Origin of the sequence: Westiellopsis prolifica IICB1 (genome assembly GCF_004323185.1) — a bacterium.
In the GTDB taxonomy this organism is placed as follows: Bacteria; Cyanobacteriota; Cyanobacteriia; order Cyanobacteriales; family Nostocaceae; genus Pelatocladus; species Pelatocladus prolificus_A.
The window spans coordinates 2,759,935-2,777,768 of record NZ_NAPS01000001.1 but is presented as its reverse complement, the minus strand read 5'-3'; the positions used below and the strand labels follow the sequence as shown (position 1 = coordinate 2,777,768).

The following is a 17,834-nucleotide window of genomic DNA, read 5'->3' as shown; positions in this document are numbered from 1 at the left end:
CAACGCCGATTTTTTGATATTGTACAGACGCGAGGAACATCGCGTCTCTACTGCCGACTTACTTAGTTAATCTTAAAACTAGCAAGTTAAAATTACAGCAAGCTAAACAGGGATGTTGATTTTACTGGTTGAAGACGATCCAGCCCAATTGGAACCACTGCGAGCAGCACTATTAAAAGTAGGGCATACTGTAGATGCTATTGAAGATGGAGAAACAGCACAATGGTTTGCTTTTCAAAAAGATTATGATTTATTGATTTTAGATTGGATGTTACCTAAGATGAGTGGGATAGAACTGTGTCAGTCATATCGACGAGCAGGTAAAGTCGCTCCAGTGCTGATATTGACTGCGAAAGACACGGTTACAGATAAGGTGATGGGTTTAGATGCGGGCGCGGATGATTACTTAGTCAAACCAGTAGATGTATTAGAATTTTTGGCGCGGGTACGGGCTTTGGGAAGGCGATCGCCAATGTGGCAAGGAGATATACTCAGCTTAGGTGGGTTGCATTTGCATGTATATAATTTAACTATTGAGCTTGATTCGTTCACAACTCAACTTTCTAGTCGGGAGTTCCAATTAATGGAATATTTGATGCGTCATCCCCGTCAAATTTTATCTCATGATCAGATTGAGCAAGCTCTGTGGAGTTGTGGAGAAGAACCGGAAAGTAACGCAGTCACAACTTTGGTACGCCGCTTGCGCCAACGTTTGCAAATCATTGGAGCTAGAGATTGGCTCGAAACAGTGCATCGGGTAGGTTATAGGTTGAATCCGCCGAATTCATAAAAATTAAGTCAAAATGTTTGATCGTAGTCGTCGTAATCTTGCTCACTGGTTTGCTCTATCGATGGGTGGAATTCTGTTTGCGTTTGCAGGAGTGGGGTACTGTCTGAATGTAGAGGAGCAGTTGCGGTTTTTTGATGAGGAATTATTTTCTCAAAGTAAAACTTTTGCTAGTAAAACTCAGTACACCCTTGGTCAAAATCAGGGCGATCGCACTCCTCTAGAAAAAGACCTATCGTTAAATAATGGACTGCTATACGCCCGATGGTACAATGCTGACAAACAACTCGTGCAATCTATTGGTTCATTGGGTGCAAAACAGTTAACCGCAGAACCTGGATTTCAAACTTTGCAACTGTCACCAGACCCAGAATACACTCAAACTACTTGGGTTCGCCAGGTTACTATTCCCATTTTGCAAAATAAAGAGTTGATCGGTTATTTTCAAGCAGCAGCTCGCTTAGACTCACTACGCAATAGCTTAAATCAAGCTCGCTTGTTTTTAGCTTTGGGTGTTCCTTTCACTTTTGTTCTGATTGGAATTACAGGTTGGTTTTTAGGGGGATTAGCAATGCGACCAACCCGTCAAGCTTATCAGCAATTACAGCGATTTACGGCGGATGCTTCCCATGAACTACGCACACCTGTAGCAACAATGTTAAGTAATGCTCAAGTTGCTTTAATCCCACCCGAAGATCCTGTAGAGCAACGACTACGGTTGCAAAACATAGCAGAAACAGCCAAGTCTATGAGTGTGCTGATCAATAATTTGTTGTTTCTGTCACGCCATGATAGCTCACTAACGGAAACTACATTCAAACCCATTGATTTAACTCAACTGTTGCGATCGCTTGCTGCGGAATTCACTACTCAAGCTGCTGCTCAAAGTTTAAATTTCAGCACCCAATTACCAGAGCAATCTGTAATCTTACACGCCGATCCGAATTTGCTCAAACAAGCGATGATCAATCTCCTGAGTAACGCTTGCAAATACACTCCAGCAGGAGGTAAGGTACAATTGCATCTTTTCAGAGAGTCCCACCGCGCTGTAATTCAGGTGAAGGACAATGGTATCGGGATTCCCGCTAGCGATTTACCTTATATTTTTGATCGTTTTTATCGCGTAGATACCGTTCGCTCTCGTCAAACCGGTGGTTTTGGACTCGGACTAGCGATCGCTCAACAAATTGTACAAGCTCACCAAGGACATATTTCTGTCAAGAGTATAATTGCTCAAGGTTCAACTTTTCAAATTGAACTTCCGCTCAAGGTTTAAAAGGGATCGGGGATCGGGGATCGGGGATCGGGGATCGGGGATTGGGGAGCGGGGAGCGGGGAGCGGGGATTAGGGATTGGGGATCGGGGATTGGTTATTCTGCTTAGTTTCCCTGCTCCCTGCTCCCTGCTCCCTGCTCCCCGATCCCCGCTCCCCTTTCCCCGATCCCCGATCCCCTCTCCTCACTGAGCAGTATTCGCGATGACACCAACTAAATTCAAGTTTTTCAAAATGTCTGTTGCTTGAATTAAGTCAGCTTGGGAAACTTTACCAATACGTGAGATCATGATGATGCGATCGCACAAGGTTGCTAAAATTCTGGCGTCAACTGTCTGGAGAATCGCAGGAGCATCAATTAATACTAAGTCGTAAGTCTGCTCAAAGGACTCCAGCAGTTCTTTCATTCGTCCCGAACTGAGCAATTTGACTGGATCTTCTGCTGGGGAACCGGCTGTTAAAACATCAATTGAGGGGTGAACTGGTTGAATATAATCTTGATCAGATGTATCAGTTTCATCAAGCAACAACAGAGATAATCCCCAATCGTTGGAGAGTTCCAAGGTTTTGTGTAGATTTGGTTCTCGCAGATTGGCATCAATTAATAGTACCCGTTTATGCATCCGAGCAGCACTTACCGCCAGTCCCAAAGCAATGCTTGTTTTACCTTCTTTTGGTTGTGCGGATGTCAACATCACAGATTTAGAAGACACGGAAGATGTGATGATTTGCAGGTTTTGATAAGCTATATCTAAGCTTTCGTGGGATGGCCAAGCAGCATATACAGGTAGAGTTTTGGTCTTAGAGCTGTCTTTGTCTTGCTCTTTGTGAGAGCGCCATATTTTTGCTAAGTTTAAAAGCTGTTTGTCACGACGAGGTTTGCTGAGTTTTGGAACTGTTGCTAGTAACCGCAAATGTGTCAGCTTTTGTAATTCTTGCGGAGAATAGACAACATCGTCAGATAATTCCCGGATAATCGCGGTTCCTACACTCAATAAAGGTGCAAGGATGATTCCTCCTAAAATAAATAATAAGCTGTTGCTACCTAAATCAGTTCCCCGTAGAGGTTCTTCCAAGACTTGCAAATCAGAGCCTGTTTGAGCCATTCTTAATCCTAAAGCTTGTTGTGCTGCGGTCATTTGCTCAAGCTTTTTGCGAGTTGCTTGTACTTGGGGTAATAAACGATTGTACTCGGAAATCAGGGTAGGATACCTATTGAGTTCTGAGCGAATTTGCTTTTCTGATTCCGCTAAACTTAATTCATTAGCGCGTAATCCCTCAGCAGTTGTTTCCACCTCAATTAATTGTTGCATGAGCTTTTGGTCAATTTCTCCTAGCAACCCTTGAATTAATTGCGATTGTTCTGGGTTTGCTTTTGGAGAAGTTTTTTCTTCCAATGCTCGCTTCAATGCTTCCCACTTGCTTGAGTTTTCCAACTTAGTATCAGTTGCTTGTTTAGCTAAATCTTTATTAGATAGCGATCGCTCAATTTCTGTTTGTAATAAATCTAGTTGACTTTGGTGCTGCTGAATTAAATTTTGAACTACAGGAGAGTCATCTGTAAAGCGTTGACGTTCCTCACTCAAAGACTGTTCTGTTTTTTGAATTTCATCCAGTAAACTTTGATAGCTATTCGACTGACTCACAGGTGAGAGTGAAGGAAGAGGTATATTTTGGGGAGAATAAGCTATTTCCTTTTGCAGATTTTTATAACGTGCTTGGACACCTTGTAATTGAGCGCGAGTAGTTTGTAATTGCTTTTTAATTTCAGAAAGATTTTCTAGCAGAATTTTACCTTGTACCTCTGGGTCAATCAGATTGTATTTTTTGCGAAACTTTTCGAGATTCACCTCTGCTTGCTTAACTTCCTGCTTAATTTTACTGAGGCGATCGTTAACAAAATTTAATGCTTGATCAAGGCGCTGTTTTCGTTGTTGAAGCTCGTAATCTTTATATACATTTTGCAGAGCTTGTAGAACTTTCTGTGCTTTTAGTGGATCATCACTTTCAAAAGAAAGCTCAAATACTTGTCCCAAAACTTGACTACTTCCTGCTCCAGCATCAATCACAGTAATTCCTAAAGGTCTGCTTTGAGAATTTTTATGCTTACCTTTAATATCTTCAACTGTCAAATCAGGATATTCAGAGCGCAATGAATCTACAGCTTTTTGGATCAGCTTTGAGCTAAAAATCAAACCCAATTGAGGATTGTACTCTACACCATTAAACGTAGAATCAAAAGTATTTTTGCTTGTATTTATTGACAAATTACTTGCTGTTTCATCTTCAGTTATCCCAGACCCAACAAGTAACTGCATAGAGCTTTGGTATGTAGGTTTAGCTTTCAAAGCCAATAAACCAGCAACCGAGATCACAACACAGGAAATTCCCAAAATCCAAAACCGCCGGCGAACCAAAATTGTAGAGATATGTTTAATATTAGCCGTATCTTTTTGGGAAAATAAAACCAGTTTTCCTCTATCCAAACTAGTGTCATTCACAATCAGAATCCTCTATTTTGAAACACTATTTATCAAATCAAGAATCATTTATTCTTGATTGAACAAGATTAAATAGTAGGCTGTTGTTTTTAACTATCACCTACTGAGTAATGTCTACTTTGATTTCTCAGAATACAAGTTTAAAGAAATTCGCATTTCAGATATTAAAACTAATCACTGGATAAACAATCGTATTTAAATCTGAATTCACATTCATGTAAATAGGCATAAATCAGCAAAAAAAAGAAACTTGATAGTTGGTTGACAATTACAGCTATTTTTAATTCATCTCAACCTAAAGTGATCATCCTGATATCGTCAACCCTCTTGGTCAATCTTTACCATTTCCTAATCAGGCAAACTTAGCATAAAGAATGAATTATGCTTTTGATTTTATACAAACTTTTTTAGATTTTACTTCCGGTAATTTTTTTTGCTGAAATTGTGTTTATACCGTAAGTTGAATATTTTTAAACTGACTATTCGGATTTCCAGCCTAGTATATTAACAAACTTGATAATATCCAATCTAACTTTGAACGATAAATCAAGTCATAAAGGCAAAATACTTATTATTTCAATCTTTTTTAGCTTCAGCTTTCAATCACCACGGATTATTATCAACCCTGATCAGTGAATAAATAACAACATACATAACTTTGAATACTTCTTGAATCAACAACTGAGAATAGAATGACTTTGTATAATAAGAGCATTCCCTAAAAGTCAGCAACGAATTAAAAAATATAATTTATCCCTACACTTTGTATTTTTAGTCTCAAACACAACAATTAAATTACCTAAAAAATATTATTTTATTCTCAAATAAAATTAAAGATAATGTAAAATTACCAATTACCAACACAGGCAAATCATACAAGTATTCAAACAGACATGATATAACTTAGTCTCTTAGTGTCTTGGTGTCTTGGTGGTTAAATAAAGATTTATTTTTCACCACAGAGACACTAAGACACAAAGAAAACTATGCTTTGAAGGTTACAGCTAGGTCACTCTAACTTGATTAAGATGCAATTGTTGAAGTTAATTCTGCTTCTCGTCTTCTAGGTACTTCATAACTCATAAAATCATAAGCCATGCTTGTCTTAGGAAAAATAGCACGAGCTTCTTCAAGTAAATCTTTTAACTCAATACCATTTCCAGGAGCATAACGAGGGCTAAAATGAGTCATAATTAAGCGACGCACCCCAGCAGTTAAGGCTGTTTGTGCTGCCATAGTAGATGTAGAATGTAAACGTTGAAAAGCCATATCAGCATCTTGGTGGGAAAAAGTTGCTTCATGAATTAACACATCTGCATCCTGTGCTAATTCCACTGCATTTTCAGAATAAATTGTGTCTGTGCAGTAAGCTATTTTGCGTCCAATTTCTGTTGGACCACAAAAATCTGCGCCATGAAATACCCTTCCATCAAGTAGAGTCACAGTTTCACCACGTTTGAGTTGACCGTAAACCCGTCCAGGGGGAATTCCCATAGCTTTAGCTTTTTCAATATCAAAACGTCCTGGTCGGTCTTTTTCTACAACACGGTAACCGAAAGTCGTAATCCGATGATGCAAAGAATTACAGGTGACAGTAAACTCCTCATCTTCGTAAATTAACCCTGGACGGACAGCATGAACCTTGACAGGGTAAGAAAAATGTGTATGAGAGTAGCGCAAGGCTGATTGTAAATATTCATTCAATCCGGGTGGACCATATATATCAATGCGTTCAACATTACCTGCTAAACCACAACTAGCCAGCAGACCCATTAAACCAAAGATGTGGTCGCCGTGCATGTGAGTAATAAAAATTCGGGAGAGTTGACTACTTTTGAGTTCACTTCGTAAAAGTTGGTGCTGAGTACCTTCGCCACAATCAAATAGCCACAACTCTGCTCTTTGGGGTAATCTGAGAGCAACACTGGAAACATTACGCGATCGCGTTGGTACACCGGAACTCGTCCCTAAAAATGTTATTTGCACAGCGTTATACCCGCCCTCCTTTAACCACTCACTGATATTTGGTGCTTCATCTTACTTATATAGTGGCACAGGACTGACTTGAAAGTGGGTGTAGGGGTGTAGGAGGAGTCCTATTGTCATCGGGACTGTTTTACCAGTTTTCCCGTTTTGTCCTTGCTTGACTCAGCATGGTCATTTATTTTTGATTTGTCTTTGACGATAACCTTGACTCTGACACCGACGCCTTTTTTTACTAAGACGCGGACTTTAACAATGAGATTACCGACTTTGACTAGAACCTCAACCTTAACCGGCATGAGTTTTTTGTTAAAGGATTAAAAACATCCCTTTAAAGCTGGCATATATTAATTGGGTTATCAGTCCAATTTCATACAGTCGGTAAATTTGAAATTGTAATTCAAATATGAGAAGGCAGAAGGAAGAAGGCACTTATGCTGAAGGGAACCCCATAAATAAATTTAGGGGTTTCTAACAAGGACGGCTTGTATCTTGTGCTACGCATCTTGATACAAATCTTATTATCTTTTCCACGAATAAATTCGGGGGCTTGAAACCAAATGGCAGAATGAAGAGGACTGAATTTTTTGGTATAAATTTTTTCTTAAACCTTCTGCCTTCTGCCCTCTGCCTTCTGCCTTTCTTCGGTCATGAAGAACGGAACAAAACGCGTCCTGGAATTACCTCATCGTTAATTTTGGCATACACCCGCAGACAGGCGGACACTTCTCCTGGGACACCACCAAAGTCTAGTTGTAAATCGTCTTTTGAGTAAGTATAGATATCGGCGTAGGTTCCCCACAATGGGCGGATTTGTACCTGATAACCAGCTTCGCGGGCTTTTTCCACGACGCTATCGAGAGTCCGACGGGCTTCTTGTTGGAGTTTTCCCCACCAAGAAAAGCGATCGCACGGTGGCAAGTATACTAAGGAATGAATCGCCTCATCTAAATCTAATCTAGCCCGGAGTGCGATCGCTGGGTCAGCATTGGTAGTACTAGACACACGCTCGAACCGATCTACTAGTGCTGTTACGTACTTAGTTTTTTCTGCTTCTGAAATCAAAGGTCTAACACCAAAGCGGTCTACACTTTTTAAGGCATGGTATAAACACGTATCTGTTTCGATAAAATAGAGACACACAGATACAATTCCGGCTAATATATCTAACTCCCCACCTCTTTTTTCTACTTGCAACTGTGGATTAAAATCAATCTGCTCTGATAAAAACAAGCCGGTTGCATAAACACTTCCCTGTAAACCAGAATAAACAGGTTCATTGCGGCTAAAACCAACCTGTTGCACAGCAAACTTTTCTTCCAAAGCACCGAACTGACTGACTTCTGCTAAAATGCATTCCCGCCAAGTATGAGCAACTTTTTCCGGGACTCGTAGCAGCAAGCGTTGGATCTCGTTCCACAAATCAAGATCATTGTTGCTGTGAAACTGGTACGCACCAATATATTGCAACAATTCTTGATCAGCCAGCAAAGCATCACCGATATGTTTCAGTTTCTGTTCTTTGGGAATTTCCAACTGAATTGGTTCCAACACATCTTCCCAAGTGGGGGGAGTAATGTAGAGACGCGATTCATCGCGTCTGGAAGTGTGGGGAGTAATTATTTCTGATTTTTGTGGTTGCAAAAGTTGATCTAATTCGCGCACAACTTCCTGACAAGCACTACTACCCGGATCTGTGATATCTTCTTTGAGTGCTTCTTGTAATTGAGTCCGCAGTCCACATAAACCTAACCGCAGTACCCAAGCTAATTGTGAATCCTCAATTTCCAATAATTTGCTGAGGTGCTGCATGTTCTCTCCATTATTTCTGCAAAACTGACGCAAAATCCTCTCTTTTCTCTTCCTTGGCGTCTTGGCGTCTTGGCGGTTATTTATAAAAATGAACCGCCAAGACGCCAAGGACGCCAAGATGTGGAGTTAATGCAATCCGCAAAATGGATCGCGTTCTGTTTCGACGTTGTTAGATTGTGCTTGGAGGGAATCTCGATAAACGCATCCCTCTATTTTGAGACATTCGGGATTTGTTGATGTCCAGTACGGTACTTCAAAAGCGTGGATTCGCAAGATACCTTGTTTGTTGAGGGTGACGTAATATTTACAAGGATATTCGGATTTGATTTCTGGTTGGGGAAGTTCACCGATGAGTTCCCATGTGTTTGATTCGGGGTTGCGGAATTGGAAGTAAAATGTGTGTTTCCCACTGACGGGAAAGGGTGGTAGTTCTGCGATTAATCCTATTCCTTGGATTTGGGTGTCGCTTTCGTTGTAACGAAAGATTTGTATTTCTTGATTTTGATTGCTGGAAAATAGTACTGTGTGAGCGTCGGTTTTAAAGGCGTTGGCTGATTCGGCGACGTTGACGGCGATATCACAAATGATTTCTCCATGCTCGGAAATTATTGTTTGTGTGGCGATCGCTTTGGCTGCATCAAGACATGGTATGTTTACGGGGATGAGATAATGGGGTTTTCCTCGTGATAATAGTAAATCGATGTCTAGTTTTTGGTTGATTTCAAATTGGACTTGAATGTTGTTTTTGAAGTCTTCTTCGTTCAATCCCAATTTTTTCATCAGGATGTCGCCGTTGTAGCTACCCCAAAGTTGGAGTTTCATGTTCTCGAAGTCTTGACGCCTGATATTATTGGTTAATTGCATTCCCATCCAACGACTACGATATTTGGCGATCGCATCTTGGGGTTGAAGCTGATATAATTCTTGTCCAGCGTGAAAGATGGGATCGGGACTACCGCCGATGACTTCGCGGACGAAGGAACAGGGAAGAAAGTAAAATAGGTTTTTGACATCTATATATAGTTGGTTGGCTCCTTTTTTGAGTAGGTCTTTGGCTTGTTGGGGAGAGAAGCTGAGTTGACGGAGTTTTTCGGCGAAGCAAGCGCCGGCGGATGTGGCAAGTTTGGTGTATTCTGGTTCAAAGGTGACTCGTTCTTCGTTCCACAGGAAGTAATCGGATTTGCTGAAGACTCGGTAGAGTTCGCGTTCGACGATTTCTAAGTTGCAGGTTTTCCCGGAGAGGATTAACCAATCGACGGTTTCGGGGGAGTTACCGGGATTGAGGGATTTGTTTTTGAAGGCGTTTTCGATTAATCCTTGGGCGATACCGACTGCTTCTTTGACTACGGGTGCGACTGCTTGTTCAAATTGTTCGACGCTGAGGGTAACTTTAAGGTGATCGCTCACGCTGCTGGGTAAGGTAATATCGTTGTGTACTAGCAGTTCGGAGATTTTTTGCCCATCAAGGATGAATAGGGGTGTATCAAGTGTTTGACGTTTTTGTCCGAGGGTGAGTTTGGCTGCTTCGGCGTGTTCCCAAAGTGTGTAAAATGTTTGGGCGCGGGATGGGGCGTTTTTCCACCGGGTAGGAAGGACTTTTTCGGCGTCGTTTAGAGCTTCTTTGTAAGCTTCACCTTCGCGCACTTCGTTATCGACGCAAGCTAGTAGGGAACCTGGTTGGAATTTACCGTTTTGGAGAAAGCGATCGCTCAATTCTTCTGGTTGTACTTTTAAAATATCTCTGGGTAAGGTTTCGTCTACAATGGCAGTGAGTAAACAATCGGCTACTGCTGCTTTCAATAATAAAAATAGTCGCAGAGTAATTAATTCACCACCCAGTTGCAAATGTCCAGAGGAACCAAGTAACTTCGGTGTAAGTTTATAGTAGCGTCCGCCATCACCCCGATCTTCTCCCGGTTCAAAGGGATTGATTTCTTCCAGGGAAAGACGAATCAAGGCTAAATCGGTAGTCCCACCACCAATATCCAACACCATCACATTTTGCCACCATTTGTCCCCATCCCGACGACAGCGAGTTTTGAAAGATTCGATTCCTAAATTTAAATCGCCGCCAAATTCTCGCCACAGGAAAAATATTGCCACAGAAACAGCTTCATCATAAGCCATTTGTACATCTTCAATATCTAGCTGTTTTACCAACTGTTCAATTTCGCGACGCACAAAAGGCGAAGCAATTGTGGGGTAAGTTACCACCGTGCGGTAAAATTTACCTTGGGAACATTTGCCCGAACGCTGGCGATATTTTTCAGTTAACTCGATTAATTGAGCATAAGCTGCTTGCAACAGCTTGTTAACAGGAATAGAATCTTCTTTTTCATTGAGAGTAATTTGAAAAGAACGTTCTTGTCCAAAATAACGTTTGGGTGAATGCAAAAATCTGCTATCAATTCCCTCACCTTGTCTAATCGCATCAAGACGGTGTTGTTTAGCTTGTTCACCCAAACTCACTTTGACTTTGAGCGGATCATTTGTTGGTAAAAACGGTTCTAAACCAATAACTTCCAACTCGCTCGCAATTTCATTCAAACGTCGGTCTTTATCCAACTCTACCGAAATCAAACTTTGCCATTCCAGAGGTGGAACCCGAAACACTTCATGATAAATTTGATTTAAACGTTTACTAGCAGCCCGACGAAACCAAGGTAAACGCTTACTCAAAGCAATTTCAATTTGGCGAATCGCTTCTAAAAATTGCTCTCCATTTAAATTCCGCAAATTAACATTACTATCAACCTGGACATTCTTACTCACTTCCATTAAAAATCTTTGCCATTCCTGCATCCAAGCATCCTGACTAATACCAGCTATATTATCTACAGGACGTTGAGTTAACCATGTCGATAAGCGATCGCGTAACCTTGCTTCTTGTTCACTCGGTAAACTATGGGGTGTGACAATCACCTTTGGATCATACAACGTCACTGTCGAATTAGAAGTACCAAAATCAATCGCAAACCAACCAGGATAAGTAATTTCCGGTAGATTTTCCCCTTGCTTCACTGGTACTTCAGCAGGTAACTTTACTTCTTCATCCGGTAAAGTTTGGGGTGCTGTATTTTTAAAAGAGTTTAAAACTGAATCGGTAAAAGACATGAGTGGATTTTTAATTGAGTAATCTTTGATGGGATAAGTCCAAATATTGCACTCAGCAGTCGTCTGTTTGCTAATAGACAAAAGCGGTTCACCCGTAGCACTTGATTCAAAATACTCGATAATCACTTGCAAATTACAATAAACACCCGTTGGTAAAGGTTCATTCCAGCGACAATCGCTTTGTCTTAATCGCTGGGGAGTACTCAATTGTAAAAGCTTGTGCGTACCAAAGTTTACACTTTTATAAGCCGATTGCATGGCGATCGCTAATTCTTCTGGTACACCAGCAACAAATATATTAATGCGGAAAATGTGAGGAAAATGGGGATTAGGAACGGGTTTAATTTCAATTGCTGGTAATAGTAATAAAGATGGATCGTTAGGATGTGTACGTAATTGGTAACGGTTAAAAAGTTCTATCTTGATTGGCATTTTTTCAAATATAAAATTTAGTTTTATTTTTTCTCTGTGTACTCTGCGTCTCTGTGGTTGATAAATTATTTATTGAACCGCAGAGTACGCAGAGAACGCAGAGAGGAAAGGTGAGAGTTAATCCTTTATTATTGCTACTTGGGAAAGGGTTTCTAGCCAAGGTGGGACGGATTTGGATTTGTCTTTGTCTGCGTCGGCGATGTATCTTAGTAGTGGTTCGTGTTTGGATTTTAGTAGTTCTTGTAAGCTATCGACTATTTCTTTTAAGGCTCTGGAGAAGGAAAATTTCACCTGTTTGGTTAGTTGGCTGACGTATTGAACTAGATGTAGACCGGCGCTGGCGGTGATTTCATCTCGCAGTCGCAAAACGGCTATTTGATGATTAAATGGTCTGGGAGGGGTGGGAAATTGTTTATCGGGACTCCAGTCTAGGATTTGGCCGTTGGGATGTTTGTCATCTTGGCGCGCTAGGGGAAATAGGGTGTCGGCGTTGATGGTATGATTGTTATTGGCTAGTCCACTGTGATCGATAATTAATCTTTGCCATTTGTTGGCTGGATCAACTGCGCGGAGAAAGTTACGAAATAGCCGGAGTTGATTTTTACCGAAGTTGTCCTGGATGTAGCGTTCGATGTCTGGTGAAAGGACGGAGTTAACTGTGTTACGTTCGTCGGCGACTTCGATGGAGAGTTTTTTGAAGAAGTCGATGACTGCTTCTGTGGTGCGGTCATGGGCGAAGGTTTGCATTTCTTGAATGGTTTGGACGAATGCAGAGTAGAAATCATCGCTTTTGGTGGGGATGGTGTCTTCTACTTCTTCGTCACCAAAAAAGCTGTCGGTTTTGGTGAGGGAAATTGTGCCATTTTTGGTTCTATCAAATAGTAGTGTCCATTCGCTCCATTCAAAGAAGATTTTATTTGTTAATTCGTCTTTGACGATATCACTGACGGCGACGCCATCGCGGTTTTTTAATATTGGTTGTTTTTCTAGTTCTTCTTGAAATTGTCTATAAATAGTTACGAGGTTTTCGATTCCTTGGCGCAGTTCGATAAATTTCGGGTTTTCTTCGACGGGGATATACGCGGGTACTTGTTCAAGGAGGGTTTTGAGGTTATCTTGCTCTTTTTGCAATGCTTTGACGGTTCTTTGGGTGTCTTCGACAAGTTGTTTTAAACCGTTTTGGGCGACGTGGTCTTTGAGTAAGGCGCGTAGTCTGCTGATTCCTCCGTCTTCTGCAAAGTCACTGAGTTGTTTTTGCAGGGTGCTGGATGGTGGTAGCATTTTACTGAGTTGTTGCCATTTTTCTCGTAGTTCAACTTCGGAGAGCTTGTTGGGGATGTCTAATTCTGGCAGAAATTCTGGGGAGGAAACTTGGATGAGGGAAGAAAGTTCTGCTAGTTTGGCTAAACCGTGGAGTTGGGAGAGTAAAACTATATTTTTTTTCTCTGTGGTTAAGTTGCTGGCACTGGCAATGGTAAGTTGGAGAATGCCCAGGTTTTCTAATATATTGGCTTCGGAAAGTAATGGTTCGTCTACGAGTTCATCAAGGGCGCGTTCGTCAGTTTGGGTCAGGGGAAGTTGATTGAAGCGTCCGACACCAACGATAATTCTATCTCTTAAGTCGTGTCCTTTGTCGCGTTCTAACATTGTACGAATTTTGGAAGCGATCGCACCACCAGGGTATCTACCATTAAGTAACAACAGCAGAGTTTGCACGTCTCTGAGTTCCCGCAGTGACAAAAAGGTATCCCGCACCCCGGAATCTGCTGAACCTAAACCGGGAAAGTCTAGTAAAACAAATTCATTGGTTCCTTGGAGTGCTGATAAATCCCAGATTTCTTTGGATACTTCAACGGTGACATCGATGCGGCGAATTAAAGAGAAGCTTCTCTGTAAATCTACGGCTGATGGTTGAGCGAAATTTGTCCACGGTTGCGGTGGTGGTGGCAGTTGCTCAAAGCTGAGTTCTAAGATATTCATCGGTGGTTCAGATAACCTCAGCCCTTTTTTGGCGGTATTATGATCTATTTGGTAGCTTTTACCGCCAATAAATTTGCCGTAAGTGTTGTAGGTACGCATGTATACTACTATTTCGCGCAGTAGCGATCGCAGTTCTAAACTTTGGGTCTGATTCCAAGTTTGTTCACACCATCTCAAGATTCCATTGCTATCAACAATCGTGGTGGGGTGCAGGTTTTTTAAGCTTGTCAGCAATTCTAGGGAAATTTCTGCTGCTTTCGCCCGTGTTTCTACTTCCTGGAGCATAAACCGCAGACACTCTTTCACACCCTCATCGGAGAGATACTGAACGGTGTACTTACCAATTTGGGTAGTTTGTAAGTCTGGTTGTTGACGCAAATGAATGGCGGTGACGTTCCCTGTTGTGGGGGTTTCACTGACAGGTAAAGCATCGGCGTAGCCAATGAGACTTCCAATTAGTAAAGTTTTGCCACTACTGAATTCACCCATAACGCCGATTTTTACAGGCGAAGAGGCTATTTCTACAACTCTTTGGGCAGATTCTTTTAAACTTTGAATGTTTTCATGTATACTTTGAGGAAACCAGCTTTCCTGGGGAGGCGGGTTTTGTGAGACTAACTCCAGACTTTGGAGAACAGATTCCCCATATTCTTTATAACGGCTCAGTTGTGCGATCGCCATGTCACTCTTCATACTTACTCCCAATAAAAATCCCACGTTTTTACCAGTTACCAACAGACGCGAGGAACATCGCGTCTGTACAGTTATCACGTAGGACAGCAGTGAATTTTGGATTTACGGCAATAGTCATAGTTATAACTTGTTTTTTAATCAATGAAGTTTAGCAATTTGTTCGTGATTATTGTTTCCAAATTGCAAAACTTTGTAGAAATTTGCATAAATTTGTAGAAGCAAAAAACTCAATCCTAAAACTTCTAGAAATATTCATAATTATCATCCGGAAACCCGCAGATCCCCGACTTCGCAAGAGAAGTCGGGGATCTAGTTTTTCACGAAAAATTATGTGAGCGCCTAACGCACCCTACTGGCGTGTCAAAGCACTCCTGACTCCTGCCACATATCTAGTAAACAATACAGCACTTATAATACTTAATAATAAGAAAATATATTTAAAAAGCTATTGCAAATAAGAGCCAGTCGTATTAATATACAAATAAGAGAGGCGTTCCCACGACCAAGTAGACAACGCCTCTCCCACCCAAACTTTATTAGTCAGGTCTTATTAAAGATGATGCCACAAACTATTATTTGTCAAACGCCTACAAGAGGCTTATTGAATCTAACTCACGCTCGTCAAATTCGATTTTGCGAGCTTTATGTGCAAATGTCTTGGCTATTTGTCTGTTTTATTACCTGGAATAATGGCGATGAGCAGACTTTTGACGGCAAAGATGCAAAAGCCATTGCTCAAACAGTGAAAAAAAATTACACAAAATAAAGAGACGCGCCATGGCGCGTCTCTACTTTAATTAGTAAAAATTCTAGCGTTTTTAGTACGTTTGTCTGCGGGAAAGTTCAGTTCATATATAGCAATCCTAAATCATAAGCCCTTTGGGCAGGCTGCGCCAACGTGAGAGGCAAGATCCCCGACTTCTTTGAGGATGCAGCTGGCGAATAGGGGGTCAAACCCCTCGTTCACCCACAAATTGGTTGTAGAGACGCGCCATGGCGCGTCTCTACATCTGGTGGAATGACGAAAAATCGTCGGTGAGGGGTGTCACCCCTGATTCGCCAGCTGTATCCTCAAAGAAGTCGGGGATCTGGGATTCCGTATTTTCTCACAACTCAATTAGGATTGCTATATATTAATTAATAAATAGCCGCCTCTAGAGTTAGAAAAGTCTATTTACCAGAGGGAGGCTGTAGTTCGATGCCTAATTTGTCCCCTATTTCCATAACATTATTTGTAAAGTCTGTCATACCTGCAATCGGGACAGCAGCTACACTAGCAGCAGTTAGTAAAGCTAGTAGACGCTTTCTGAGTTTGGTTACATTGCGGTCTTTTTCTGGCTTTTGAATTTCTGCTTCTACATCATCAATATCAATGGTGATATCTTCGTGGATTTTTGGTGGGAATTGGGCAGCAGTTTGGCGCATGGTGCTGATGATTTGCATTAGTTCTGCTACGTTTGCGCCGCTTGTTTGCTTGAAGTTAGAAGCTTGCTGACTGGCGTTGTCTTTGACTTCGTTGGCAAAGTTGCCTATGTTTGAGTTGTGAAAGTTGTTTGTGTTTGCTGTCATGGGTTTAAAGTCTCCTTGGTTGTTTTGGTTGTTATTGTTAAAGTTGATAATTATAGAGCCGCTTTCTGGATCAGGTTTTTGTATTTTCTGACGTGATTCTAGTGGTTCGTAGCCATCTAAAAGTTGACGCAGATTGAGTTTGAGCTTGAGTTCACCAATAACTTTATGGGTTTCTCCCATCGCTTCGAGTCCGAGTAGATCCGAGTATTTGAGCGGCTCGTGTTTGGGATAGTTGGGGACGGGAACCCATTCGGTGATTTCAAGATTGGGAAGACTTTTGTGGATTCTTTGGAAGACATCGCGGAGGATACCGAGAAATAAGCGGCGGGTTTCTTGGCGTCCGCTAATGGTGATGAAGATTTTTTTGTCTTCAGGGTCGGCTTTGATCCGAGCGATGTTGTAGATTTCGTTGTGTTCTTGATATTGCAGCATTACGCCACTGCGCCAATAGATTTGGTTATAAATTTTTTCGTGGGTAATGACGATGAAGCGGGAGATGATGCTTTCGGGGAGAACTTTATAATGGTATTGAAATTCCAGGGTTTCGCCGTGGAGTTTTGTTTCGTCTGGTTGGTCTTTGGGGAGAAGTCCCGCAATTAGAAATTGTGGTGGTTTGCAATCTAGTTCAAAGCAAAGCTCAAATTCCTTCATCAGCCCAATCAGATAGCCGTGACGCTCGGTAGGATATCGTTCTGGATTGAGGATGCGGGTGAGATCGTCATGGGTGAAAATGCCTTTGGTTTTAGTTTTGAGGGTTTCATCGCTCAAGAGCGCGTAAATGCCTTCTGTCACCCAGTTGGGTTTGAGGACGTTGGTGTCTTTGAGGATGGGATGCTCGCGGAAGTTGAGAACTAAGCCGAGTCGATGGAGGAGATCGATCAGTTGCTCTTGGTTTTGTTCTTCGGGAATTTTGTTTTCGTGGCAGATGCCGATATAGCGACCGTAGGTGATAAAGTCTTGGGGCATAGATTCGAGTTTTTGTTTAACCTCAAACCATGTCAGGGGTAGAAGATCGTAGACTTCTTTGAGCTTGGCAATTTGCTGCAAAATAGCGGTGTGAAGTTCATCAATACCGATATTGTCTTGGCAAGAGGTTTCGATAATCGCTTGGATGTTGGGATATTTGTCGCGTAATGCTTTGCGGTTGATGTCGAGGGGTTGTTCGTCTTTTTTGTTGCCAACGATAATCACGGGGGACTGTCCGCCGAAGCTTTCGATTAGTTTCAGCCAATATTCGATGCGGTTTTCTTCTTCGCTGGTGCGACAATTACAAACGAGGAGATAGAGGCTACGCTTAGTCAGAAAAAACTGATGGGTAGCATGATAAATTTCCTGTCCGCCAAAGTCCCAAACATTGAGGCGGATGTCTTTGCTATTGACCTGCACGTTCCAAGTTTCTACATTGAGTCCGTCGGTTTGGGATTGATTTTTATCATATTTATTGCGGATTAGTCGCTCGATGAGTGATGTTTTGCCGACGCTACCTTGTCCGATAAGTAAGAGTTTGGCTTCGTGTAATGGTCGAGTTTCACTTATGCGAATTTGCATTAAGTAATTAAAAATCTCTTTTGCATCTTTTGAACTAAGAATTTCTAATGGTATCTGGGTTATTTGGTTGCGACTGAGGTCAAGCTCCCTCAGATTGGTTAATTGGGCGATCGCCTCTGGTATCTCGGTTATTTGGTTGTAA

General features: G+C 41.6%; 9 protein-coding genes. 3 read left to right on the top strand and 6 right to left on the bottom strand.

From position 1 onward, the window contains the following. Window positions 1-112 precede the first annotated feature (112 nt). Window positions 113-790: a response regulator transcription factor gene (locus tag B4U84_RS11495; protein ID WP_131117915.1), complete on the top strand. Its 678-nt coding sequence runs from the start codon at window positions 113-115 to the stop codon at window positions 788-790. A 13-nt stretch (window positions 791-803) separates the two neighbouring features. Further along, the gene (locus B4U84_RS11490) at window positions 804-2,063 is read left to right on the top strand and encodes a sensor histidine kinase (protein WP_131117912.1); all 1,260 of its coding nucleotides are present in this window, start codon (window positions 804-806) and stop codon (window positions 2,061-2,063) included. Between the two features lie 182 nt (window positions 2,064-2,245). Here the strand turns inward: B4U84_RS11490 and B4U84_RS11485 are convergent, their stop codons facing one another. The 5 genes from B4U84_RS11485 to B4U84_RS11460 form a co-directional block, all read right to left on the bottom strand. Next, on the bottom strand, window positions 2,246-4,561 hold the full coding sequence (locus B4U84_RS11485; RefSeq protein ID WP_207390924.1) for a GumC family protein: 2,316 nt from the start codon (window positions 4,559-4,561) through the stop codon (window positions 2,246-2,248). Between the two features lie 1,023 nt (window positions 4,562-5,584). Continuing rightward, window positions 5,585-6,547 (bottom strand): ribonuclease Z, encoded by a 963-nt coding sequence (locus B4U84_RS11480; RefSeq protein WP_131117906.1) that lies wholly within the window; start codon window positions 6,545-6,547, stop codon window positions 5,585-5,587. A 645-nt stretch (window positions 6,548-7,192) separates the two neighbouring features. Next, window positions 7,193-8,356 carry a hypothetical protein gene (locus tag B4U84_RS11470; RefSeq protein ID WP_131117903.1) on the bottom strand — a complete coding sequence of 388 codons (1,164 nt, stop codon included), beginning with the start codon at window positions 8,354-8,356 and terminating at the stop codon, window positions 7,193-7,195. A 126-nt stretch (window positions 8,357-8,482) separates the two neighbouring features. Beyond that, on the bottom strand, window positions 8,483-11,902 hold the full coding sequence (locus B4U84_RS11465; protein ID WP_131117900.1) for an acetate and sugar kinases/Hsc70/actin family protein: 3,420 nt from the start codon (window positions 11,900-11,902) through the stop codon (window positions 8,483-8,485). Window positions 11,903-12,019: 117 nt separating this feature from the next. Then, window positions 12,020-14,575, bottom strand: coding sequence for a dynamin family protein (locus tag B4U84_RS11460; protein WP_131117897.1), 2,556 nt, complete (start codon window positions 14,573-14,575; stop codon window positions 12,020-12,022). Between the two features lie 556 nt (window positions 14,576-15,131). On the opposite strand from B4U84_RS11460, the gene B4U84_RS11455 reads away from it, so the two are divergent. Next, window positions 15,132-15,341: a hypothetical protein gene (locus B4U84_RS11455; RefSeq protein WP_476426189.1), complete on the top strand. Its 210-nt coding sequence runs from the start codon at window positions 15,132-15,134 to the stop codon at window positions 15,339-15,341. 404 nt (window positions 15,342-15,745) lie between these two features. Here B4U84_RS11455 and B4U84_RS11450 read toward each other — a convergent pair. Next, a partial coding sequence (locus B4U84_RS11450; RefSeq protein ID WP_131118899.1) for a COR domain-containing protein occupies window positions 15,746-17,834 on the bottom strand: 2,089 nt, incomplete at its 5' end.

What these genes read in the sequence shown, in the direction of transcription:
- B4U84_RS11495 (WP_131117915.1), top strand. Translation starts at nt 113, where the DNA reads ATGTTGATTTTACTGGTTGAAGACGATCCAGCCCAATTGGAACCACTG.
- B4U84_RS11460 (WP_131117897.1), bottom strand. Translation starts at nt 14,575, where the DNA reads ATGAAGAGTGACATGGCGATCGCACAACTGAGCCGTTATAAAGAATAT.
- B4U84_RS11455 (WP_476426189.1), top strand. Translation starts at nt 15,132, where the DNA reads ATGATGCCACAAACTATTATTTGTCAAACGCCTACAAGAGGCTTATTG.
- B4U84_RS11470 (WP_131117903.1), bottom strand. Translation starts at nt 8,356, where the DNA reads ATGCAGCACCTCAGCAAATTATTGGAAATTGAGGATTCACAATTAGCT.
- B4U84_RS11490 (WP_131117912.1), top strand. Translation starts at nt 804, where the DNA reads ATGTTTGATCGTAGTCGTCGTAATCTTGCTCACTGGTTTGCTCTATCG.
- B4U84_RS11465 (WP_131117900.1), bottom strand. Translation starts at nt 11,902, where the DNA reads ATGCCAATCAAGATAGAACTTTTTAACCGTTACCAATTACGTACACAT.